The sequence below is a fragment of the Massilia forsythiae genome (genome assembly GCF_012849555.1).
GTDB classification, from domain to species: Bacteria; Pseudomonadota; Gammaproteobacteria; order Burkholderiales; family Burkholderiaceae_D; genus Telluria; species Telluria forsythiae.
This window is the reverse complement of the sequence record NZ_CP051685.1, coordinates 4552073-4570305: the sequence shown is the minus strand read 5'-3', so window position 1 is coordinate 4570305 and position 18233 is coordinate 4552073. Positions and strand designations below refer to the sequence as shown.

The window sequence follows — 18233 nt, the reverse complement described above, 5'->3', positions numbered from 1 at the left end:
GCCGGCGCGCCGTCAGAACACCAGCGTGGCGATCACGCTGTCCTTGTAGTCGCCCGGCCGCGGCGTGGCCTGGGCCGGCACCGCGCCGTACATCATGATGGCCTGCACGGCGCCGGTGCCGGTGCCGGAATACACCGCGGTACCATTGGCGCCGTCGCCCCATGGCGGTCCGTTCGGCGTGGTGCTGATGGTGTAGGCGATGGTGTCACCGGTGGCTGCGTTGGTCATCTTGCGGCCCAATACGGCGCCGCCCAGGCCGCCGAGCAGTACCTGGTAGGCGTCGTTGGCGGTGCATTGGACGTTGATGGCGGCGCTGGCGCGCACCGTGCCGCGCAACAGGCTGTTGGCGCCGAAGGCCAGGTTGCTGGTGTTGATCAGGCAGTTGTTGACCACGGTGGCCTTGGCCTGGAACGCGAACGCGGCGGTGGCGCCGGCCGTGCATGGCGCCGGCACCGAACCGTAGAACGCATAGCTGAGCAGCCCGGCGCCGGCGAAGCTGGCGGTGTACAGGGTGTCGGCGCCGGCCACGGTACGCACGCCGGCCAGCGCATTGCCCGGAATCTTGCCGTACACGGTGAAGCTGCGGGTGATGGCGCCCAGCGCCAGCAGCCCGCCCATGCTGGCCTTGAAGCCGTTGGCGCTGGCCGCCAGGCCGTTGCCGCCCCAGATCGACGCCGCCGCGTAGGTGTTGTCGGTGTACAGGTTGAACGGCAGCTGGGCGCTGCCGTTGGTCATCCAGCGCGGGTTGCCGGCGCCGCCGCCGCTGCCGGCGCCCAGGCTGGCGCACACCGCCACGTTGGGAAACAGCAGCAGCGGCGGCACCCCGGTCAGCGCGGTCCAGGTGCAGGTGACGTTGAGCACGCCGCTGGCATAGTAGTCGTTGCCGGACACCGGGCTGACGCCGGTGAAGACCACGTCGGTCATGGTGGCGCTGCAGCTGTCGGCACGCGCGTCCTGCGGCGCCAGCAGCAGGCAGGCCGCCGCCAGCGCCAGCGCGCGCCACAGCAGCGCCAGCCGGCGCGCGCCGCTTGCGGCAACGCTGAAACATCGGTTCATTTCGCTTCCTCGTTCGGTTGGGCGTTCGCTCGATTGCCCGGTTGCTGGTCGGCCGGCGATCCGGCGGCCGGCGATCCGGCGGCCGGCACGCAGCGCAGCGGGCCGATCGCCGGCAGCTCGCCGGGGGCGCCGGGGCGGTACGTGAAACGCACGCTGCAGGCGCCGGCGCCCTGCCCCAGCACGATCTCGTTGTCGTCGCCCAGGCCGTCGAGGAACACCACGCCGTCGTAGCCGACCAGCGAGGGCACGCCGCCGCCCAGCAGGCGCGCGGGGGTCCCGGCCGGCAGCGGCTTGCCGCCGGCGTCCTGCACGATGACGGTGGCGGCGCGGTAGCGCGCCACGCGGAAGGCGGCCACCGCCCCGGCGCCGGCGCGCGGCGCCACGGACAGCGAGGCCGCATCCAGGCGCACGTCGGCCGGCAGGCCGGACGGGTCGATCGCGATCAGGTTGTTCGAATACGGCACCAGGTCCGGCACCAGCAGGCGGCCGTCGGCGCCGGTACGGCCGATGACGCGGTTCTCGTGCAGCACCGGCAGGTCCGCGACGCCGGCCGACACCAGCGCGAAGCCGTTGCCGACGTGGCGCGCCGCCACCAGCGCGCCGTCCATCGCCACCACGGCGCCGCTCAGGCCGAGCGAGCTGCTGCGGGTGCTGCCGGCGCTGAACGCGGTGGCGGTCAGCTGGCCGGCGCTGCCCAGGTACTGGACCTGGGCCTGGGCGACATCGAGCGCGCCGCTCCTGCCCTTCTGCACGGCCCAGCCCCAGCCGCCGGAAAAATCGGGCGCGCGTGCCAGGCCCAGCGACGCGCCCGGCGCCCCGCCCTGGCGGCTGGCGCCGGCATTCGCCGCGATGCGTTCGCCGAAGGCGATGCTGAGTGTGGCCTGCAGGCCGCGCGTGGCGCGCCGCGCCAGGTCCTGGTAGGCGCCCAGGCTGAGAAAGGCGCCGTGGCCGACGCTGCGCGAATAGGCCGCCGACACCAGGCGCACCGCGGCGCCGCCCTGGGACGACGACGGCAACAGCGGCGCCCGGTAGTGCACCAGGCTGACGCTGGCGCTGCCGGCCCACGGCAGGCCGACGCTGAGGCTGGCGCGCTCGTCCACGCGCGCCACCGGCGTGCCCTCGAGCGTGCCGAGGTCGGCGTAGGCGCGGCTGGCGCGCCGGCTCTGCAGGTCAAGCGCCACGCGCGGCGCCACGTACTGGTAGCCGATGCCGGCCTGCACGCCGCCCTGGCCGCGGCCCTCGCCCTGGTTGCGGCCGCTGGCGGCCAGCGACGCGCTCAGCACGCCGCCGCTGGCGCCCAGGCGCAGCAGCGCGCCGGCGCCGCCATTGGCCAGGCCGCGCCCCAGTTCGGCGTGCGCTTCCAGCGTCAGCGCATCCGACCAGCCGCGCCGCAGCGAGCCGGTGGCGGCCGGCGCGCCGCCGTAGCCGAACGAGCGGATGCCGTAGTCGCGCCGCAGCGCGCCCAGCGAGAAGGCGAAATCGGACAGGCCGGACGCCAGCAGGCGCGTGTCGACGTACAGCGGCACCGACTGCGACACCGCGCGCCCGAGCGCATCGCGGGTGACGATGGTGGCCTGGCCGGCGCCGTTCAGGCCCGCCACCTGGTCGACCACGAACGGCCCGCCCGGCACCGGCGCATTGAATTGCTCGACGCCGTTGACATACAGGCTGACGTTGCTGGGCACCACCGCCGAGCCCTTGAGCGCGGCCAGCGGATAGGTCAGCATGTCCGGGCGCAGATCGAAGTTGCGGCGCCATTCGATGCCGCCCATGCGCAGCGAACGGGTCCAGCCCAGCGCCGGCGTGACGAAGTCGCCCACCTGCAGCGTCTGCAGGCTGTCCGGGCTGGACCAGGTCCAGGCGCTGTCGTAGCGCACGTAGCCGCAGCCGCGGCCGCTGCCGCCGTTGCCGCCATGCAGGATGGCGTTGCCGCTGCTGCTGAACACCCCGGACGGGCCGAAGACGCGCAGCTCGTTCAGCGCCGCCACGCGGGCGCCGGCGCCGGGCTGCGCGAACAGGTCGTAGTTGAGCAGCAGGCCCCGGTCCGCCCCGAGGACGGCCGGCGCGCGCGGGCGCACCGTGTCGGCGCGCGCGCGCAACTGCAGCGGCTTGCGCAGGGCGTCGCCCAGGCGCAGGTCGAGGGTCTGGGCGGCGGCGTCGTAGGCATAGGTCAACCCTGGCACCGCGTCGAGGGCGAAGCGCTCCTGGCCGGCCACGCCGAACAGCTGCGGGTCCAAACCGAGCTCGCGCAGGTCCTGCACGCTCCCCGTCAGGCCGTGCGGCCCCTGGCGGAACGGCAGCACCAGGCCGCTGGCGGCGCCGTTCACGCTGACTTCCAGGTAGAGTTCGGCCGCGGGCGCTGCCCCTTGCGGCGCGGCGGCGCGGGCGCCATCGGCGGCACCGGCAACATTGGCGGCATCGGCGGCGGACGGCGCAAGCTCGGGAAGCGCGGCGGCGCGGGCCTGCGCGCAGAAGCAGAGACAGAAGGCGCCGACGGCGCACAAGGCCGGCAACAGCAGCAGCGCCGCCGGCAGCGCCCGCAGCCGGCGCAGGCAGGCCGCCATGCGGCGCCGCGCCGCGCCGCCGTCCGCTCTCCGGCGCCGCGCGCCTGCCGCCATGCCCGCCACGCCGCCGTGCTCACTCCCGCCGCACGCTGGCGCTGGCGCTCACCGGCTGGGCATTCACGCTGGCGCTGACCGCCAGCGCGGCGCCGGGCGCGCCCATGTCCAGCGCGCCGTCCACCGGCAGGCGCCATTCGCGCGTCTTGCCGGCCAGCGCGTAGCCGAGCAGGCCCTTGCTGACCTGCAGGTCCTTGCCGTCGGCGCCGCGCAATACGGTGGCGCCGATCTGCGCATGCAGGGCGCCGTCGTTACGCACGCGCAGCATCCAGGCGCCGTCCTTGCGGTACACGTCCCAGGAAAGGCGCGGCGCGGCGCCGGCGTCGGCGGGAGCGGCGAACACCGGCACCGAGTATTGCAGGCGGATCGCCACGCCGCCGGCTTCCTCGCCGCGCGGCAGTTCGTCGATCAGGATGCGGTAGCTGCGCTCGGCAGCGTCGCCGCCCGCGGCCGCGCCGCGCCGCACCAGGCGGATGGTCTGGCTGCTGCGCGCGGCGATCTCCATCACCGGCGGGCTGGCCACCAGGTCGGTGGCGGGGGTGAGCACGTCCTGGCCGTCGCGCTGCTCCCACACGTACACGCGCGCCTGGCCGAACAGCGCATCGTCGCCCTGGTTCTGCAAGGTGATGCCGGCCGCGCCCTGGCCGCGCGCGAACTGGATCGAGACCGGCGAGATCTGCAGGTTGGCGGCGGCGGCCGGGCGCGCCAGCATGCAGGCCAGCAGCGCCGCCAGCAGCGTCGCCGCCAGGCAACCGGCCAGGTAGCGCAACAGGTGCGCGCGCAGCGGCGCCGGCGGCTGCGGCGCGGCGGGCGCGCAAGGGTGCGGGGTCGGGATGGCCATGACGGTGCGATCCTGCACGAACGGCATGCGGGTCAGAAGTAGACGGTGGCGGTGATGGTCGATTTGTAGCTGTCCGGCGCCGGCGACGCCTGCGCCGGGATTTCGCCGTACACGGTCAGCGTCTGCAGCGCGCCGCTGCCGGTGCCGGCCATGGTGTCGGTGCCCTGCGTGTTGCCCCACAGGGTGGCGCCCGGCGCCTGGTACAGGTTGAAGCGCACCGTGTTGGTGTTGGCGCCGGTGCCGCTCAGGTAGCGCGCGGTGCCGCTGGAGCCGGCGCCGGTGCCGGCGTTCAGGCCGACGTTGTACGGCGTGGTGTTGGTGCAGGTGACGTTGATCGCCGACGAGGCGGTGACGGTCCGCGCCAGCACGCCCTGGGTCTGGCCGAAATCCAGGCCGTTGGCGGCGATGGTGCAGTCGGCAACGATCTTCATGGTGACGTCGAAGCTCGACGTCTGGCTGCCGTTGCTGTAAGCGGCGGCGCTGGCCAGGCCCGGCAGCATTGCCACGGCGATTGCGCCGAATACGAACTTGCGGAAGGTCGGTGCCAACATGATGTCTCCTGTACGAGTGAACCGGGCATTAATTGCCGTACGACAACTATGACAGAAAACATTGAATTCGGCAAATGCGAAAACAGAAATTCCGATAAATCCGACAAATATGATGCATCAAGGCAACAGCGTTGGTCTTTTCGGCATTTCCAGGCCGGGTCATTCGCTTCCCGCCAAGGGCAGGTAGACGTGGAACGCGGTGCCGCCGCCCTCGCGGTCGCTGAAGCCGAGGTGTCCGCCATGCTCTTCGACGATGGTCTTGCTGATCGACAGGCCCAGCCCCGAACCCTGGCGGCGCACGCCCTCGTCGTCGGCCTGGGCGAAGCGCCCGAAGATCTGGCTGCGGAAATCCGCCGGGATGCCGGGGCCGCGGTCCAGCACCGCCAGGCGCAGGCCCTCGCGGTGGCGGCCCAGTTCGACCACGACGCGCTCGCCCGGCGGCGAGAACTTGATGGCGTTCGACAGCAGGTTGGTGATCACCTGGGTCAGGCGGTCGCCGTCGACCTCGGCGCGCAGCGCCTCGTCGCAGCTGCCGCCGCACACGATCTCGACGCCGGCCTGCTGCGCGTAGCCCTGCATCGCCGCCACCGCGTCGCGCACCACCGGCAGCACCGGCTGCATGCTGCGGTTCAGCTGGACCTTGCCCGATTCGATCTTCTGCACGTCGAGCATGTCGTTCACCATGCGCACCAGGCGCTCGCAATGGCGGTGGGCGATGTCGACCAGTTCGCGCGCGTCGTCCGGCACGCCGTCGATGGCATTCGAGGCCAGCAGCGACAGCGAGGCGCGCATCGAGGTCAGCGGCGTGCGCAGCTCGTGCGACACGGTGGCCACCAGCTCGTTCTTCATCTGCTCGACCTTCTTGCGCAGCGAAATGTCGTGCACGAAGATGCTGAAGAAGCGCGCGCCGTCGGCGCCGGCCAGGCGCACCGTCATTTCCACCGACAGCTCGTTGCCGCGGCGGTCGCGCACGATGCGCTCTGCGCGGCGCTCGAAGATGCCGAGGTGACCGGTGTCGTGGAAGCGCTGCAGCGCCTTGGCGAAACTGCACTGGAAGCGCTGCGGCACCACCAGCTCGCCCAGCGAGCGGCCGAGCGCCTCGCCGTGCGACCAGCCGAACAGGCGCTCCGCCTGCGAACTCCAGTCGATCACCATCCCCCGCAGGTCGATGCCGATGAAGGCGTCCTGCGCCGTCTCGATGATGGTGGCGATGCGCTGCTCGTTGCGCTGCACCGCGGCCAGCGCCTGGGCCAGCGCCTGGGTGCGGTCTTCCACGCGCTGTTCCAGCGTCAGGTTGAGCTCTTCCATCTGGGCCTGGCGCCGCTGCAGCACCAGCAGCAGGTTGTTCAGGGCGCGCGTCAGCGTCTGCACCTCGTCGTAGCCGCGCATGCGCGCCGTCAGCGCGGTGCCGTCGCCATCCTGGATGCGCGCCGCTTCCCGCTTCAGCTGCATCAGCGGGCGCGTGATCCAGCGCGCCAGGAACACGCCGGCCAGCGAGAACAGCAGCGCCAGCGCGACGCCGCTCCACAGGCCGTAGCTGCGCAGGCGCCGCACCGGCACGAAGGCGCTGTCCAGGTCCTCGCGCACCAGCACGGTCCAGCCCAGGCCGGGGTAATCGGCGTAGCCGCGCGAGCGGCTGAAGCCGACCATGTAGGTCTTGCCGTCCGGCCAGCGCTGCAGCGCGTAGCCGGATTGCGCGCCCGGATGGCGCACGCGCAGCCTGCCGACGTCGATGCGCGCGCCCAGCAGCTCCGGCGGCCCCAGCAGCACGGTGCCGTTGGCGCCGACGATCAACGCATCGACGTTGCGCTGGCTCTGCAGCGGCGCGATGATCGAGCGCTCGACGTCGCGCGCCCACTGCCACGACAGGTGCGCGCCCAGCACGCCGGTCGGCCGGCCGTCCAGGTCGTAAATGGGAAAGGCCACGTCGACGAAGCGCACCGGCTCGCTGCCATGCTGCGGCAGCAGCCTGGCCAGCAACAGCGCCTCGTGCACGTCGCCCACGTGGCCGCCGCTGCCGCCTTCCTTGAACCATGGGCGGCGGGAGACGTCGGCGCCTTCCAGCAGGCCGCCGGCCGAGACCATCACCTTGCCCTGCAGGTCCGTCAGCCCGATCCAGCTGTAGTAGGAATAGGTGTCGCGCACGTCGTCCAGCAGCGCGCGCAGGCCGTCGTGGCTGAGATCGGCGTCGGCGCGCGAAAAGCGCCGGGCGATCAGGCTGACCTCGCGGTAGCGCTCGAACATGCCACGGTCGAGCTTGTCGGATGCCTGCAACGCCAGTTCGCCCAAGCCATGCCCGATGGTCTGGGTGACGTGCCGGCTGGCTTCCCGTTCGACCACGGCGACCACGACCACCGTCAATACGATCGACAGGGCGGAAAACGCCAGGGCCAGGTAGCCGGCCAGGCCGCGCGGACGCAGTGCATGCAGACGATAAAGGAAGTCGGCCATAAGTCGGGAAAGTAAAGGCTTGCCCGCCTGGCGCCAGGTACATCGGCTCGGGATGGCCGGCCGCTGGTGCCGGCCATCGCGCTAGGTCCTGCAGCGCGGCCACCGTCGGCAGCCGCAGTTAAAATTCCATTTGGGCAAATATTTAACCGATACTAGCACCGGCGGGTGCAACCGTCTTGTAGCGATTTTACTGACTTGACGGTATTTTTCACATGCCCCTCGCATACCGCCGAATTTCTCATGCGTCCAGCCCGCGCACTTGCGGTTCCTTGCGCATCAACGTGGCCCCATGCTTTCATGGAATGCATGGTGCGCCCCATCGGCCGCTTCCACCGCGTGCGACGGCACGCCCAGCACCATCAGCGCACTGCCGCTGCCGGCGCCGCGCCGGTCCAGGGCCGGCCAGTGCGGCAGGCCGGCGCCGTTCGGGTTGCCGGTCTTGACGAAGTTGGCGAAATACGCCTGCGCCTGGCGCGACAAGGCCACGTCCGCCGGCGTCCAGGCATACACCGGATTGCCGTCCAGGTTGCCCAGCACGTACTCGATTTCCACCGAATGGGCGGCGCCGGTCGCCGCCGGCGCCCCGGCGCGGCTGGCCGGGCGCGGCTGGGTGTAGTAATAGCGGTACACCGGCTGGCCGCCGCTGCGCGCGTGCAGGTCGATCCAGCGCCAGGTGCCGAAGCCGATGAAGCGGTCGCTGGCCAGCTCGCGCGCTGCGCTGTCCACGTCGCCGGCGTAGGCGCGGCGCGCGTCCGCGGCGCGCGCGCCGTACAGGCGGCGCAGGCCGGCCATGAAATCGGCCTCGGTGGGCGCGGCGCCGCCCTTGCCGTCTCCGAGGATGCTGCCCGCGCCGCCCTCGGCCGAATTCCAGCCGGCCAGCAGCGGCACGTGGGCCTGGCGTCCGGCGCCGTAGATGGCCGCGGGCGCCTGCGGCAGCACGTAGCCGTCGACGATGGCGCCGGCGCGCACCGCATCCGGACGCGTGCCGGCGTCCAGCAGCGCCTGCGCCGGCAGCGCGCGCAGCTGCGCCAGCGTCGGCGCGCCCAGCTGGTTGCCCAGCTGGTTGCCCAGCTGGCGGCCGGCGGCTTCGGCCTCGGCCAGCGTCGGCAGCGCGTTCATGCCCAGCAGCGCGCCGCTCTCGCCGATGGCGCCGGCGATCAGGTCTTTCGCCAGCGGCGAGGCCATCTGCACGCTCACCGAATACGAGCCGGCCGATTCGCCGGCGATGGTGACGCGGCGCGGGTCGCCGCCGAACGCCGCGGCGTTGCGGCGCACCCATTGCAGCGCCGCCGCCTGGTCCATGAAGCCGTAGTTGCCGGACGCCCGGTGCGGCGACTCGGCGCTCAGTTCCGGATGCGCCAGGAAGCCGAACAGGCCGAGGCGGTAGTTGACGGTGATGGCCACGATGCCCTGGCGCGCCATGGCGGCGCCGTCGTAGCGCGGCTCGGAACCGTCGCCGGCCACTAGGCCGCCGCCGTAGAAGTACACCAGCACCGGCAAGCCCTGTCCCTCGCCGGTGGCGGCCGGCGCCGCCGGTGTCCACACGTTCAGGTACAGGCAATCCTCGCTGACGCCGTTCGAGCGGAACACCATGTCCGCGAACAGCGGCAGCTGCATGCAGCGCGCGCCGAAGGCATCGGCCCGGCGCACGCCGTCCCAGCGCGGCGCCGCCTGCGGCGCCTGCCAGCGCAGCGCGCCCACCGGCGCCGCCGCGTACGGGATGCCCTTGAAGGCGCGCACGCCGTCCGCGCCGGCGCGCCCTTCCAGCGTGCCGGTGTCGAGACGCACCTGCAGCCCGGCGCCGCCTGCCGGCACGGCGGCCGCGCCGGCGCCCGCGGTGGCGCACCCGGCCAGCAGCAGCGGCAGGCCGAGCGCGGCGGCCAGCGCTGCGGCCGCAGGACGGCGGCCCCGCGCGCCGTGGGCGCCGGTGATGGGTAATACGGCGAACGGGATGCGGTGTCTCATGGCGCGATGCTCCTTGTGTTTTTCATGCCGGGCCGGGCCGGCGGAGCGCCATCATGTCGCAATTCATGGCTACAGGCAATGGCGGCGCGGACGCGGCGGCGGCGCACGACGGCGCATGCGCGCGCCGGGCTCGTGCTCGCGCCGCGATCATGCGCGCGACCGAACCGCGCCTGTGACCGGCTCGAAACCGTGTTCGAATCAAGTGTATGAGCGTTTCGGTCCGCCGCGGTCTGCCGCCAGAAAGCTCCCCTACAATGCCGGCGATGGACAACGCCGCCGCGCCCGGCCCCGTTGCGCAAACATGACGATTAGTTCGGCGCGCGATCGAATTATCGCTATGATGATGGCGGGAATACAAAAAAACTTTGTTCGGCCCGGCAACATATGGTATTTTCGATAAGCTGTATGTAATCGATTACATGACGGCGGGCAGCGGCTGCCCCAGGACAGGTTCCTGGCGGCGCGCTGGCCGGCCTTTCGCGAGGCCGGCCGACGACATAACAAGCGCACGGGCCGCCCGCACCCATGCGCCCCGAGACATCCTGAGCGCATAATTCATGACTCCATTTTCCACCCTCGATTCATTCGTCTTCCTGGTCTACTTCGTGGTCGTCGCGGCCTACGGCATCTGGGTATACCGGCGCAAGAAAAGCACCTCCGGGCGCGCCTCGCACGACTACTTCCTGGCTGAAGGTTCCCTCACCTGGTGGGCCATCGGCGCCTCGCTGATCGCGTCCAATATCTCGGCCGAGCAGTTCATCGGCATGAGCGGCTCCGGCTACCGCATCGGCATGGCGATCGCCGTGTACGAACTGATGGCGGCGGCCACCCTCATCATCGTCGCCGTGTTCTTCATGCCGGTGTACCTGAAGAACCACATCTACACGATGCCCCAGTTCCTCGAGCAGCGCTACGGCAAGGCCGTGGCCACCACGATGGCGCTGTTCTGGCTCGGCCTGTACGTCGTGGTCAACCTGACCTCGATCCTGTACCTGGGCGCGCTGGCGATCTCCAGCATCGCCGGCCTGAACGTGTTCGCCTGCATGATCTTCCTAGCGGTGTTCGCCGCCATCATCACACTGGGCGGCATGAAGGTGATCGGCTACACCGACGTGATCCAGGTGCTGTGCCTGGTGGTCGGCGGCCTGGTCACCACCTGGATCGCGCTCGACCTGGTGGCCAAGCTGGGCGGCGGCCACGGTTCGGTGCAGGGCGCCAGCGAGCTGTTCAAGCGCGCCGGCGAACACTTCGACATGGTGCTCACCCGCGGCAATGCCAACTACATGGACCTGCCGGGCCTGTCGACGCTGATCGGCGGCATGTGGATCGTCAACCTGAACTACTGGGGCTGCAACCAGTACATCACCCAGCGCGCCCTCGGCGCCGACCTGCCGACCGCGCGCAAGGGCATCCTGTTCGCGGCGTTCCTGAAACTCTTGATGCCGGTGATCGTGGTGCTGCCGGGTATCGCCGCCTACGCGCTGGACAAGAGCGGCGCGCTGGGCGACGCCATGCGCCAGGGCGGCGAGCTGAATCCGGACCGCGCCTACCCGACCCTGCTGGCCCTGCTGCCGACCGGCCTGAAAGGCGTCGCCTTTGCCGCCCTGACCGCAGCCGTGGTCGCCTCGCTGGCCGGCAAGGCCAACTCGATCGCCACCATCTTCACCCTCGACATCTACAAGAAGAACTTCAACCGCGAAGCCAGCGAACAGCGCATGGTGTGGATCGGCCGCGTCACCGTGGTGGTCGCGATGATCCTGGCGGTGGTGATCGCGCCGATGCTGGGCATCGACAAGAAAGGCGGCTTCCAGTACATCCAGGAATACACCGGCTTCGTCTCGCCGGGCATCCTGGCCATGTTCCTGCTGGGCTTCTTCTGGAAGAAGACGACGTCCGCAGCGGCGATGTTCGCCACCGTCGGCGGCCTGGTGTTCTCGATCGTCCTGAAGTTCCTGCCGGGGATGATGGACCTGCACTTCCTGGCCCCGATCGGCTTCGCCGTGGACAACGGCGCCGGCGTGTACGAGATCCCGTTCCTGGACCGCATGCTGATCGTGTTCCTGCTTGTGGTCGCCGGCATGGTCCTGCTGAGCCTGAGCGGCAACCGCAGCGAAGCCGAAGCCAAGCGCATGGTCATCGACCGCCGCATGTTCCGCGTCGACGGCGGCTTCGCCGTGGGTTCGGCGATCGTGTGCGTGCTGGTGGCGGCGGTGTATATCGCCTGGTGGTAAGCAGCTGGTGAAGTACCCGCGGCAAGCCATTGACGCTGCCGCGAATCTCCCCGTCGTCCCCGCGAAGGCGGGGACCCAAGCTGACAGTAACGGAATCGAGGTGCGTGCATATTGACTTCGGTTACTCGGCATGGGTCCCCGCCTGCGCGGGGACGACGTTTTTGCGGCAACAACATTGCCTCATCCGGCGCGCCGCCGCAACGTCGGCAATCGCGGCAGGCCGGAACCAAAGCCGCCTCCAGCAACTCTGTACGGGGTGGACGCAATGGAGGGCATCATGGGCGAACCGGGCAAACTCGCGGGAAAGCGCATCGCCGTGCTGGCGGCGAACGGCTTCGAGCAGGCCGAGCTGGAAACGCCGGTGGCGGCCCTGAAGGCGGCCGGCGCCCAGGTCGAGGTCATCGCCCTGCGCGGCGGCCGCATCCGCGGCATGCACGTGCACCAGTCGGGCGAATTGCTGCGGGTCGACAAGGCGGTGGGCGATGCGCGCGTGGCCGACTACGACGGCCTGCTGCTGCCGGGCGGATTCATCGCGCCCGATTCGCTGCGCCAGTCGGACGCCGCGCGCGACTTCGTACGCCAGGTCGACGCCGCCGGCAAGCCGGTCGCCACGCTGTCGCAGGCGCCGCTGCTGCTGGCCTCGATCGGGCTGCTGCAAGGCCGCACCTTGAGCGCCTGGCCCGGCATCCGCGACGACCTGGTCAACGCCGGCGCCACCTGGCTGAACCAGGACGTGGTGCGCGACGGGCGCTGGCTGTCGGGCCGCGGTCCGCAGGACGTCGCCGCCTTCACCGCGACGCTGGTCGCGTTCTTCGCCGGCGAGGACGCCGCACCGGCGCAAAGCGAGGGCCCGTCCGACCCGCCGCAGCAGGAACCGTGCGAGACGCCGGGCCAGCCGCTGCGCTGGCTGTCGGCGCCCTCGGTGGGCGCGATGCTGAGCCTGGCACTGCTGGGCGTGGGCGTGGTGGCCGCCAACATGGGCCGGCGCCGGCGCCAGCAGGGCGATGCCGATGGCGAAGCGGATGCCGGCGCATCCACGCAGGCGGCATCTTCCGATCCGCCGTGAGCGGCCGCGCCGGCGCGCGTAGCGGACCCGGACGTACGCACATCGGCGCAATCGTTTATCGTGCGGTTTTCACCCGAGGAGCCCGCATGAGCGACACCATCCATTTCTACGAACCGCGCGCCGGCCACGGCCTGCCGCACGACCCCTTCAACGCCATCGTCGGCCCGCGCCCGATCGGCTGGATCTCGTCCAGGAGCGGCGACGGCATCCTCAACCTGGCGCCCTACAGCTTTTTCAACGCCTTCAACTACACGCCGCCGATCATCGGCTTCGCCAGCATCGGCTACAAGGATTCGCTGCGCAACATCGAGCAGACCGGCGAGTTCGGCTGGAACCTGGCGACGCGCGCGCTGGCCGAGCAGATGAACATCAGTTGCACCGCGGCGCCGCCCGAGGTCGACGAATTCGCGCTGGCCGGCTTGACGCCGGCGGCCTCGCGCCTGATCGCGGCGCCGCGCGTGGCGGAAAGCCCGGTGTCGTTCGAATGCCGGCTGACCCAGATCGTGCAATTGCAGCGCGCCGACGGCGCGACGGTGCCGACCTGGCTGGTGCTGGGCGAGGTGGTGGGCGTGCATATCGACCGCAGCCTGCTGAAGGATGGCGTGTACGACACCGCCGCGGCCGCGCCGATCCTGCGCGGCGGCGGGCCGGCGGATTATTTCAGCATCGGGCCGGAGCAGCTGTTCAAGATGTCGCGGCCGGGGTGATGCGGTTGGCGTGCATGCCACGCCGCAAGGCGCCGAAAAGCCGGCGGGCGCTCGGCAAAACGGGTAATGTGACGTGTCTGTCCCCTGATCCCTTTGTCATTCTTGGAGAACAAACATGGTCAGCAAGAACACGATCTGCCTCTGGTACGACGGCGCCGCGCTGGACGCCGCCCGGTTCTACGCCGAAACGTTTCCAGACAGCGCCGTTGGCGCCGTCCGGCACGCGCCCGGCGACTACCCTTCCGGCAAGGCCGGTGACGTATTGGTGGTCGAATTCTCGGTGCTCGGGATACCCTGCATCGGCATGAACGGCGGGCCGGGCGTGCCGCATACGCTGGCGTTCTCGTTCCAGGTGGCGACCGGGGACCAGGCCGAGACCGACCGCTACTGGAATGCGATCGTCGGCAATGGCGGTGAGGAAAACGAATGCGGCTGGTGCAAGGATAGATGGGGCATGTCGTGGCAGATCACACCGCGCGTGCTGACCGATGGGCTTGCCGACCCGGACCCGGCGGTGGCGCGGCGCGTGTTCGCGGCGATGATGACGATGCGCAAGATCGACGTGGCGGCGATCGAGGCTGCGCGGCGCGGATGACGGAAGCGATATGTTGGGCCACTGGTCTGGTGGTTGCTTTTTTGTGTTTTTCGATATTGTCGGTTAGTTGCACCTATATGAGAGATTGCGCTGGCTTGTTTGGCATCAAACCGGGGTCAGAGCAAAATTTTTGGTAATAGCTCAAGAAACATTTCGAGAAGGTGCAGCGGCTTGAACTGTGGAATTGTGCTCCGACCCCGAATTGCTGCTCTCCGTGGAGTTGTGCTCTGACCCCGAATCGCGTCTGAATTGCCGGTGGTTGAACGCGTGGACGGCAGAGCCGTCCACCCTACGCGGTTTGAGATCAGTAGTCGACCGGGTAGTCCTTGGGGAAGCGCTGGCCGGCGAAGGCTTTCTTCTGGGTCCAGTCCTGGGCCGGGCTGGTCCAGTAGCTGTCCTGCTCCGGCAGGCCCAGCGCCAGGAAGCTGGCCGAGGTGATGTACATGCTGCCGTTGTTGGAATACCAGTCGCCCAGTTCCGGGTGGTGGCCGACGAAGCCGATGGTGAGGAAGCCGTCGCGCGTGAAATTGGTCGGGTCGCTGAACAGGGCGCGGTGGACGGCGCCCAGCGCGGCGCGCACCTGCCCTTCCGGCAGGCTGGCCGGCAATCGCTTGCGCCAGGCCAGCAGCGCCAGCGGCTGGAAGGCGGCGCTGCGGTAGGTCAGCGAACGGCCGATCGGCGGGAAGGTGCCCTGCGGCGAGATGAAGCGCTCCAGGTGCTCGCAATAGCGGCCGATGCGCTTGTTCGCCTGCGCCAGCAGGTCGGCCGGCTTGGCGTTCCAGAACGGCCCCTTGTATTTGACCAGCACTTCCAGGATCTCGACCAGCATCGGCTGCATCACGAAGGCGTTGTAGTAGTCGAAGTGGAAGGCCTCGCCATCCTTGATCCAGCCGTCGCCCACGTACCACTCGTTGATCTTGCGGATAGCGACGTTCATGCGCATCGGATCCGCTTCCTCGCCGATCGACAGCAGCCAGGCTTCGTTCATGGCGGCGAACAGCAGCCAGTTGATGTAGGGCGGCTCGATGCGGCGCAGGCCCTTGATCTCGGCCACGATGCGCGCCTTGGTGGCGGCGTCGAGCGGTTCCCACAGCGCCTGCGGCGCGCGCATCAGCGCGTTGGTGTAGTAGGCCGAATCGACCAGCGCCTGGCCCGGCCCCTTCCACAGCAGTCGGTCCGGGCTGGCCGGGTCGACCGAATTCACGTAGCTCTGCAGCGCCATCTGGCGCAGGCGCTTGCGCACCCTGCCCTCGGCGCCGTCGTCGTCCGGCAGCGCCAGCCAGGGGGCGGCGCCGGCGATCAGGCGGCCGAAGCATTCCAGGTAGGCGACGCGGCGGTCGCGCCCGTCCCAGGTGGGGCTGAGTTCGAGCGGGAAGGTCTTTTGCAGCTCGCCCCTGGACATGGCCGCCAGCACCGGCTCGGCCATTTTCTGCAGCAGGCCGGCCATCCAGGCGCGCTCGCCGGCGCCGCCGGCGGATGCGGCCGCTGCGGCGCCAGAGGACGGGACCTGGGCCGAGGCCTGGCCGGCAACGGCGGCAGTGGCAGCGGCAGCGGCGGCGCCGGCCAGGCCTGCGGCGGCCGAACCGGCCGCCATATTGCGTACGAAGTCGCGTCGTTTCATCGGGTCTCCTGTCGTTCTCGTTATCGTTGTCGTCGTCTTTGTCTTCGTCGTCGGCGGGGACGCGGACCGCCGCCTCGTATCAGTTGCCCACCACCAGGCGCTCGCCGACGTAGGCGCGGAAGCGCCGGATGCGCCCGGTCACGCCCTCCTCTCCCTGGCGCGGCGTGTAGCGCAGGCCGGCCACCTCGGCGTCGCCGCCGAGGTCGATCACCAGCCGGTGCGGATGTACCGCATTGCGCGCAGCGGCGCCGGCGTAGGCCGTGTGCCAGTAGTCGCTGTTCTGGCCGTTGATCGCGTTCAGCGCGCCGCCGTCTTCCTTGCTGGCTTCCTCGCTGCTGACGTAGGCGATGGTCCAGTCGGACTGGTCGAGCGTCTTGCCGTCCCGGCCGAGCAGCGCGATCTCGGCCACCGCGGCGTACTGCTTGCCGTCGAAGGCGTCGAGCGACTCCAGGCAGAACTGGCGGCCGCGCGCCGGCGCCGCGAAGCGCACGTCCTGGGTCGCCGCGCCCGGCGCGAACTCGCCCTCGAACGCAGGCTTGACGCCGTCCAGCTGCAGGCGCGCGCTGCTGGGCGGGCGCGCCAGGTCGAGTTCCGGGCGCAGGCGGTCGAGCACCGGCTCGGCCAGGCCGGCGATGCGTGCCTCGCGCGGGCCGGTCAGGTCCAGCACCACGACCTCGTTGCGCCCGCGCCGGATCCACGGTCCGGGCAGGTACATGGTCTGGGTAGGCCCGATGCTCCAGTAGCGGCCCAGGCAGCGGCCGTTGATCCAGACGATGCCCTGGCCCCAGCCGGACATGTCGAGGAAGGTGTCGAGCCCGCGCCCGGCCTCGAAGCCGCCGCGCCAGAACGCCGGCCCGGCGGCGCGGCCGCGCTTGAAGGCCAGCGGCGGCAGCACGCCGTCGGCGTCGAAGTCGATGGCGCGGATTTCCCACTGTTCGACCGCCTGCGCGACCGGCTGCGCCGCCTTGGGCGTGAACGTCACCGGCCCGTGCAGGCCCTTGCGGTCGTGCACCTCGCGCCCGAAGTTCACACGCGCGATCGTGTACAGCAGGATCTCCAGCGTCACCGGCGCGGCGCGCGCCGCCAGCTCGACCTTGTAGCGGCGCTGGCGCGTGTCCATGGTGCCGACCGGGCGGCCGTCGACGAACACCCAGGCCAGGTCGCGCACCCTGGCCGCTTCCAGCGTGCCGGCCGGGCCGGCCGGCAGCGTCGTGCGGTAGCTCACCAGGCCGCGGCTGATGTCGTAGGCTTCGAGCGGGCGCGGCGAGGCGTCGCGGATCGTGCGCGCCGGCAGGTTGGCCAGCACCGCCGCCGATTCGGTGAGCGCGAACGGCGCGATCGTCATCACCGGGTTCCTGGCCGGCGCCGCCGGCAGTACCTCTCCCGGTGCCAGGAACGGCCGGATACCGGCGCGGTAGGCGTCGAACTTGGCGCCGGTCCAGCCGGCCTCGCCGATCGGCGCATCGTAGTCGTAGCTGGTGGTGTCGGGCCGGAACGGCCGGTCGCAGCCGCCCCACAGGCCGAAGGTGGTGCCGCCGTGCGCCATGTACAGGCTGAACGAGCCGTTCGCCCCCAGCATGGCCTGGATGTCGCGCACCGCGCCGTCCGCGCTGCCGCGCCGGTGCGGCGCGCCCCAGGTGTCGAACCAGCCGGAATAATATTCGCCGCACATCAGCGGCCCCTGCTGCACCGCCGCCAGCGCCTTGAAGCCGGCTTGCGGGTCGCTACCGAAGTTCGCCACCGAGAACAGTTCCGGGATGTGGGTCTTGGCCACCGCGTTGGTCGGATTGCACTGGAACAGCGGCACGTCGAAGCCGGCGTCCAGCACGGCCCGGCGCATCGTGCGCAGGTAGTCCAGATCGCTGCCGAAGAAGCCGTATTCGTTCTCGACCTGCACCATCAAGATCGGGCCGCCGCGGGTCACCTGCTGCTGGCCGAGCGCGCGCCCGACCTCGCGCAGCCAGCGCCGCGCCGGGTCGATGAAGGCCGGGCTGCGCGTGCGCAGAAAGGCGTCGCCCGGCTGCTTGAGCAGCCACCACGGCAGGCCGCCCATCTCCCACTCGGCGCAGGCGTACGGACCGGGACGCAGGATCACCCACAGGCCCTCCGCCTGCGCCAGGCGGCAGAATTCGGCCGCGTCGCGCTGGCCGGACCAGTCGAACTTCCCTTCGCGCCATTCGTGGTAATTCCAGAACAGGTAGGCGCACACGGTGTTCAAGCCCATCGCCTTGATCGCCTTCAGGCGGTGCGGCCAGTACTCGCGCGGCACGCGGGCGAAGTGCATTTCGCCGCAGCGGATCTGCAGCGGTTTGCCGTCGAGCAGGAAGTCCTTGTCGCCGATGGCGAAGCGGTGCGCGGCGGCATGGGTGGAGCCGGACAGCGGCAGCAGCGCGCCGCCGAGGGCCGCGCCGGTGGCGCCGGCAGTGGTTTTCAGTAGGCGGCGGCGGGGAAGATTGGTCGTCATTTGGATGCCAAGTGATACCGTCGTCCCCGCGCAGGCGGGGACCCATGCCGAGCATCCGGCGTCACAT

13 protein-coding genes are annotated in these 18233 nt (G+C 70.5%); 5 read left to right on the top strand and 8 right to left on the bottom strand.

Annotated features, from left to right (window positions below; translation table 11 throughout):
* Positions 1-12 precede the first annotated feature (12 nt).
* The 6 genes from HH212_RS19320 to HH212_RS19295 all read right to left on the bottom strand — a co-directional run bounded on the left by HH212_RS19320 (position 13) and on the right by HH212_RS19295 (position 9482).
* Positions 13-1056: a Csu type fimbrial protein gene (locus tag HH212_RS19320; RefSeq protein ID WP_170203992.1), complete on the bottom strand. Its 1044-nt coding sequence runs from the start codon at positions 1054-1056 to the stop codon at positions 13-15.
* Positions 1053-3674, bottom strand: coding sequence for a fimbria/pilus outer membrane usher protein (locus HH212_RS19315; protein WP_170203991.1), 2622 nt, complete (start codon positions 3672-3674; stop codon positions 1053-1055). The genes HH212_RS19320 and HH212_RS19315 overlap by 4 nt, the downstream gene beginning before the upstream one ends.
* Before the next feature lie 19 nt (positions 3675-3693).
* Positions 3694-4515: a fimbrial biogenesis chaperone gene (locus HH212_RS19310; protein ID WP_229217361.1), complete on the bottom strand. Its 822-nt coding sequence runs from the start codon at positions 4513-4515 to the stop codon at positions 3694-3696.
* Between the two features lie 32 nt (positions 4516-4547).
* Complete coding sequence (locus HH212_RS19305) at positions 4548-5015, bottom strand: Csu type fimbrial protein (protein ID WP_441295197.1); 468 nt, start codon at positions 5013-5015, stop codon at positions 4548-4550.
* 210 nt (positions 5016-5225) lie between these two features.
* The gene (locus tag HH212_RS19300; RefSeq protein WP_170203989.1) at positions 5226-7517 is read right to left on the bottom strand and encodes a sensor histidine kinase; all 2292 of its coding nucleotides are present in this window, start codon (positions 7515-7517) and stop codon (positions 5226-5228) included.
* 276 nt (positions 7518-7793) lie between these two features.
* The gene (locus HH212_RS19295) at positions 7794-9482 is read right to left on the bottom strand and encodes a carboxylesterase/lipase family protein (protein WP_170203988.1); all 1689 of its coding nucleotides are present in this window, start codon (positions 9480-9482) and stop codon (positions 7794-7796) included.
* 53 nt (positions 9483-9535) lie between these two features.
* Here HH212_RS19295 and HH212_RS27625 point away from each other — a divergent pair, with 53 nt between their 5' ends.
* From HH212_RS27625 to HH212_RS19275, 5 genes are all read left to right on the top strand, one after another.
* Complete coding sequence (locus HH212_RS27625; RefSeq protein WP_255486839.1) at positions 9536-9658, top strand: hypothetical protein; 123 nt, start codon at positions 9536-9538, stop codon at positions 9656-9658.
* 381 nt (positions 9659-10039) lie between these two features.
* On the top strand, positions 10040-11713 hold the full coding sequence (locus HH212_RS19290) for a sodium/sugar symporter (RefSeq protein WP_170203987.1): 1674 nt from the start codon (positions 10040-10042) through the stop codon (positions 11711-11713).
* Between the two features lie 277 nt (positions 11714-11990).
* A complete protein-coding gene (locus HH212_RS19285; RefSeq protein WP_170203986.1) occupies positions 11991-12779 on the top strand; it encodes a type 1 glutamine amidotransferase domain-containing protein in 789 nt (262 codons plus the stop codon).
* An 86-nt stretch (positions 12780-12865) separates the two neighbouring features.
* Positions 12866-13486 (top strand): flavin reductase family protein, encoded by a 621-nt coding sequence (locus HH212_RS19280; protein ID WP_170203985.1) that lies wholly within the window; start codon positions 12866-12868, stop codon positions 13484-13486.
* A gap of 115 nt (positions 13487-13601) precedes the next feature.
* The gene (locus HH212_RS19275; RefSeq protein WP_170203984.1) at positions 13602-14081 is read left to right on the top strand and encodes a VOC family protein; all 480 of its coding nucleotides are present in this window, start codon (positions 13602-13604) and stop codon (positions 14079-14081) included.
* Between the two features lie 304 nt (positions 14082-14385).
* On the opposite strand, the gene HH212_RS19270 is transcribed toward HH212_RS19275, so the two are convergent.
* Entirely contained in the window at positions 14386-15702 is a 1317-nt protein-coding gene (locus HH212_RS19270; protein WP_170203983.1) for a DUF2264 domain-containing protein, read from the bottom strand.
* 79 nt (positions 15703-15781) lie between these two features.
* Positions 15782-18166 carry a beta-galactosidase gene (locus tag HH212_RS19265; protein WP_170203982.1) on the bottom strand — a complete coding sequence of 795 codons (2385 nt, stop codon included), beginning with the start codon at positions 18164-18166 and terminating at the stop codon, positions 15782-15784.
* Between the last annotated feature and the right edge of the window lie 67 nt (positions 18167-18233).

What these genes read in the sequence shown, in the direction of transcription:
- HH212_RS19320 (WP_170203992.1), bottom strand. Translation starts at nt 1,056, where the DNA reads ATGAACCGATGTTTCAGCGTTGCCGCAAGCGGCGCGCGCCGGCTGGCG.
- HH212_RS19265 (WP_170203982.1), bottom strand. Translation starts at nt 18,166, where the DNA reads ATGACGACCAATCTTCCCCGCCGCCGCCTACTGAAAACCACTGCCGGC.
- HH212_RS19295 (WP_170203988.1), bottom strand. Translation starts at nt 9,482, where the DNA reads ATGAGACACCGCATCCCGTTCGCCGTATTACCCATCACCGGCGCCCAC.
- HH212_RS19270 (WP_170203983.1), bottom strand. Translation starts at nt 15,702, where the DNA reads ATGAAACGACGCGACTTCGTACGCAATATGGCGGCCGGTTCGGCCGCC.
- HH212_RS19315 (WP_170203991.1), bottom strand. Translation starts at nt 3,674, where the DNA reads ATGGCGGCAGGCGCGCGGCGCCGGAGAGCGGACGGCGGCGCGGCGCGG.
- HH212_RS27625 (WP_255486839.1), top strand. Translation starts at nt 9,536, where the DNA reads ATGTCGCAATTCATGGCTACAGGCAATGGCGGCGCGGACGCGGCGGCG.
- HH212_RS19280 (WP_170203985.1), top strand. Translation starts at nt 12,866, where the DNA reads ATGAGCGACACCATCCATTTCTACGAACCGCGCGCCGGCCACGGCCTG.
- HH212_RS19285 (WP_170203986.1), top strand. Translation starts at nt 11,991, where the DNA reads ATGGGCGAACCGGGCAAACTCGCGGGAAAGCGCATCGCCGTGCTGGCG.
- HH212_RS19305 (WP_441295197.1), bottom strand. Translation starts at nt 5,015, where the DNA reads ATGCTGCCGGGCCTGGCCAGCGCCGCCGCTTACAGCAACGGCAGCCAG.
- HH212_RS19290 (WP_170203987.1), top strand. Translation starts at nt 10,040, where the DNA reads ATGACTCCATTTTCCACCCTCGATTCATTCGTCTTCCTGGTCTACTTC.
- HH212_RS19275 (WP_170203984.1), top strand. Translation starts at nt 13,602, where the DNA reads ATGGTCAGCAAGAACACGATCTGCCTCTGGTACGACGGCGCCGCGCTG.
- HH212_RS19310 (WP_229217361.1), bottom strand. Translation starts at nt 4,515, where the DNA reads ATGGCCATCCCGACCCCGCACCCTTGCGCGCCCGCCGCGCCGCAGCCG.
- HH212_RS19300 (WP_170203989.1), bottom strand. Translation starts at nt 7,517, where the DNA reads ATGGCCGACTTCCTTTATCGTCTGCATGCACTGCGTCCGCGCGGCCTG.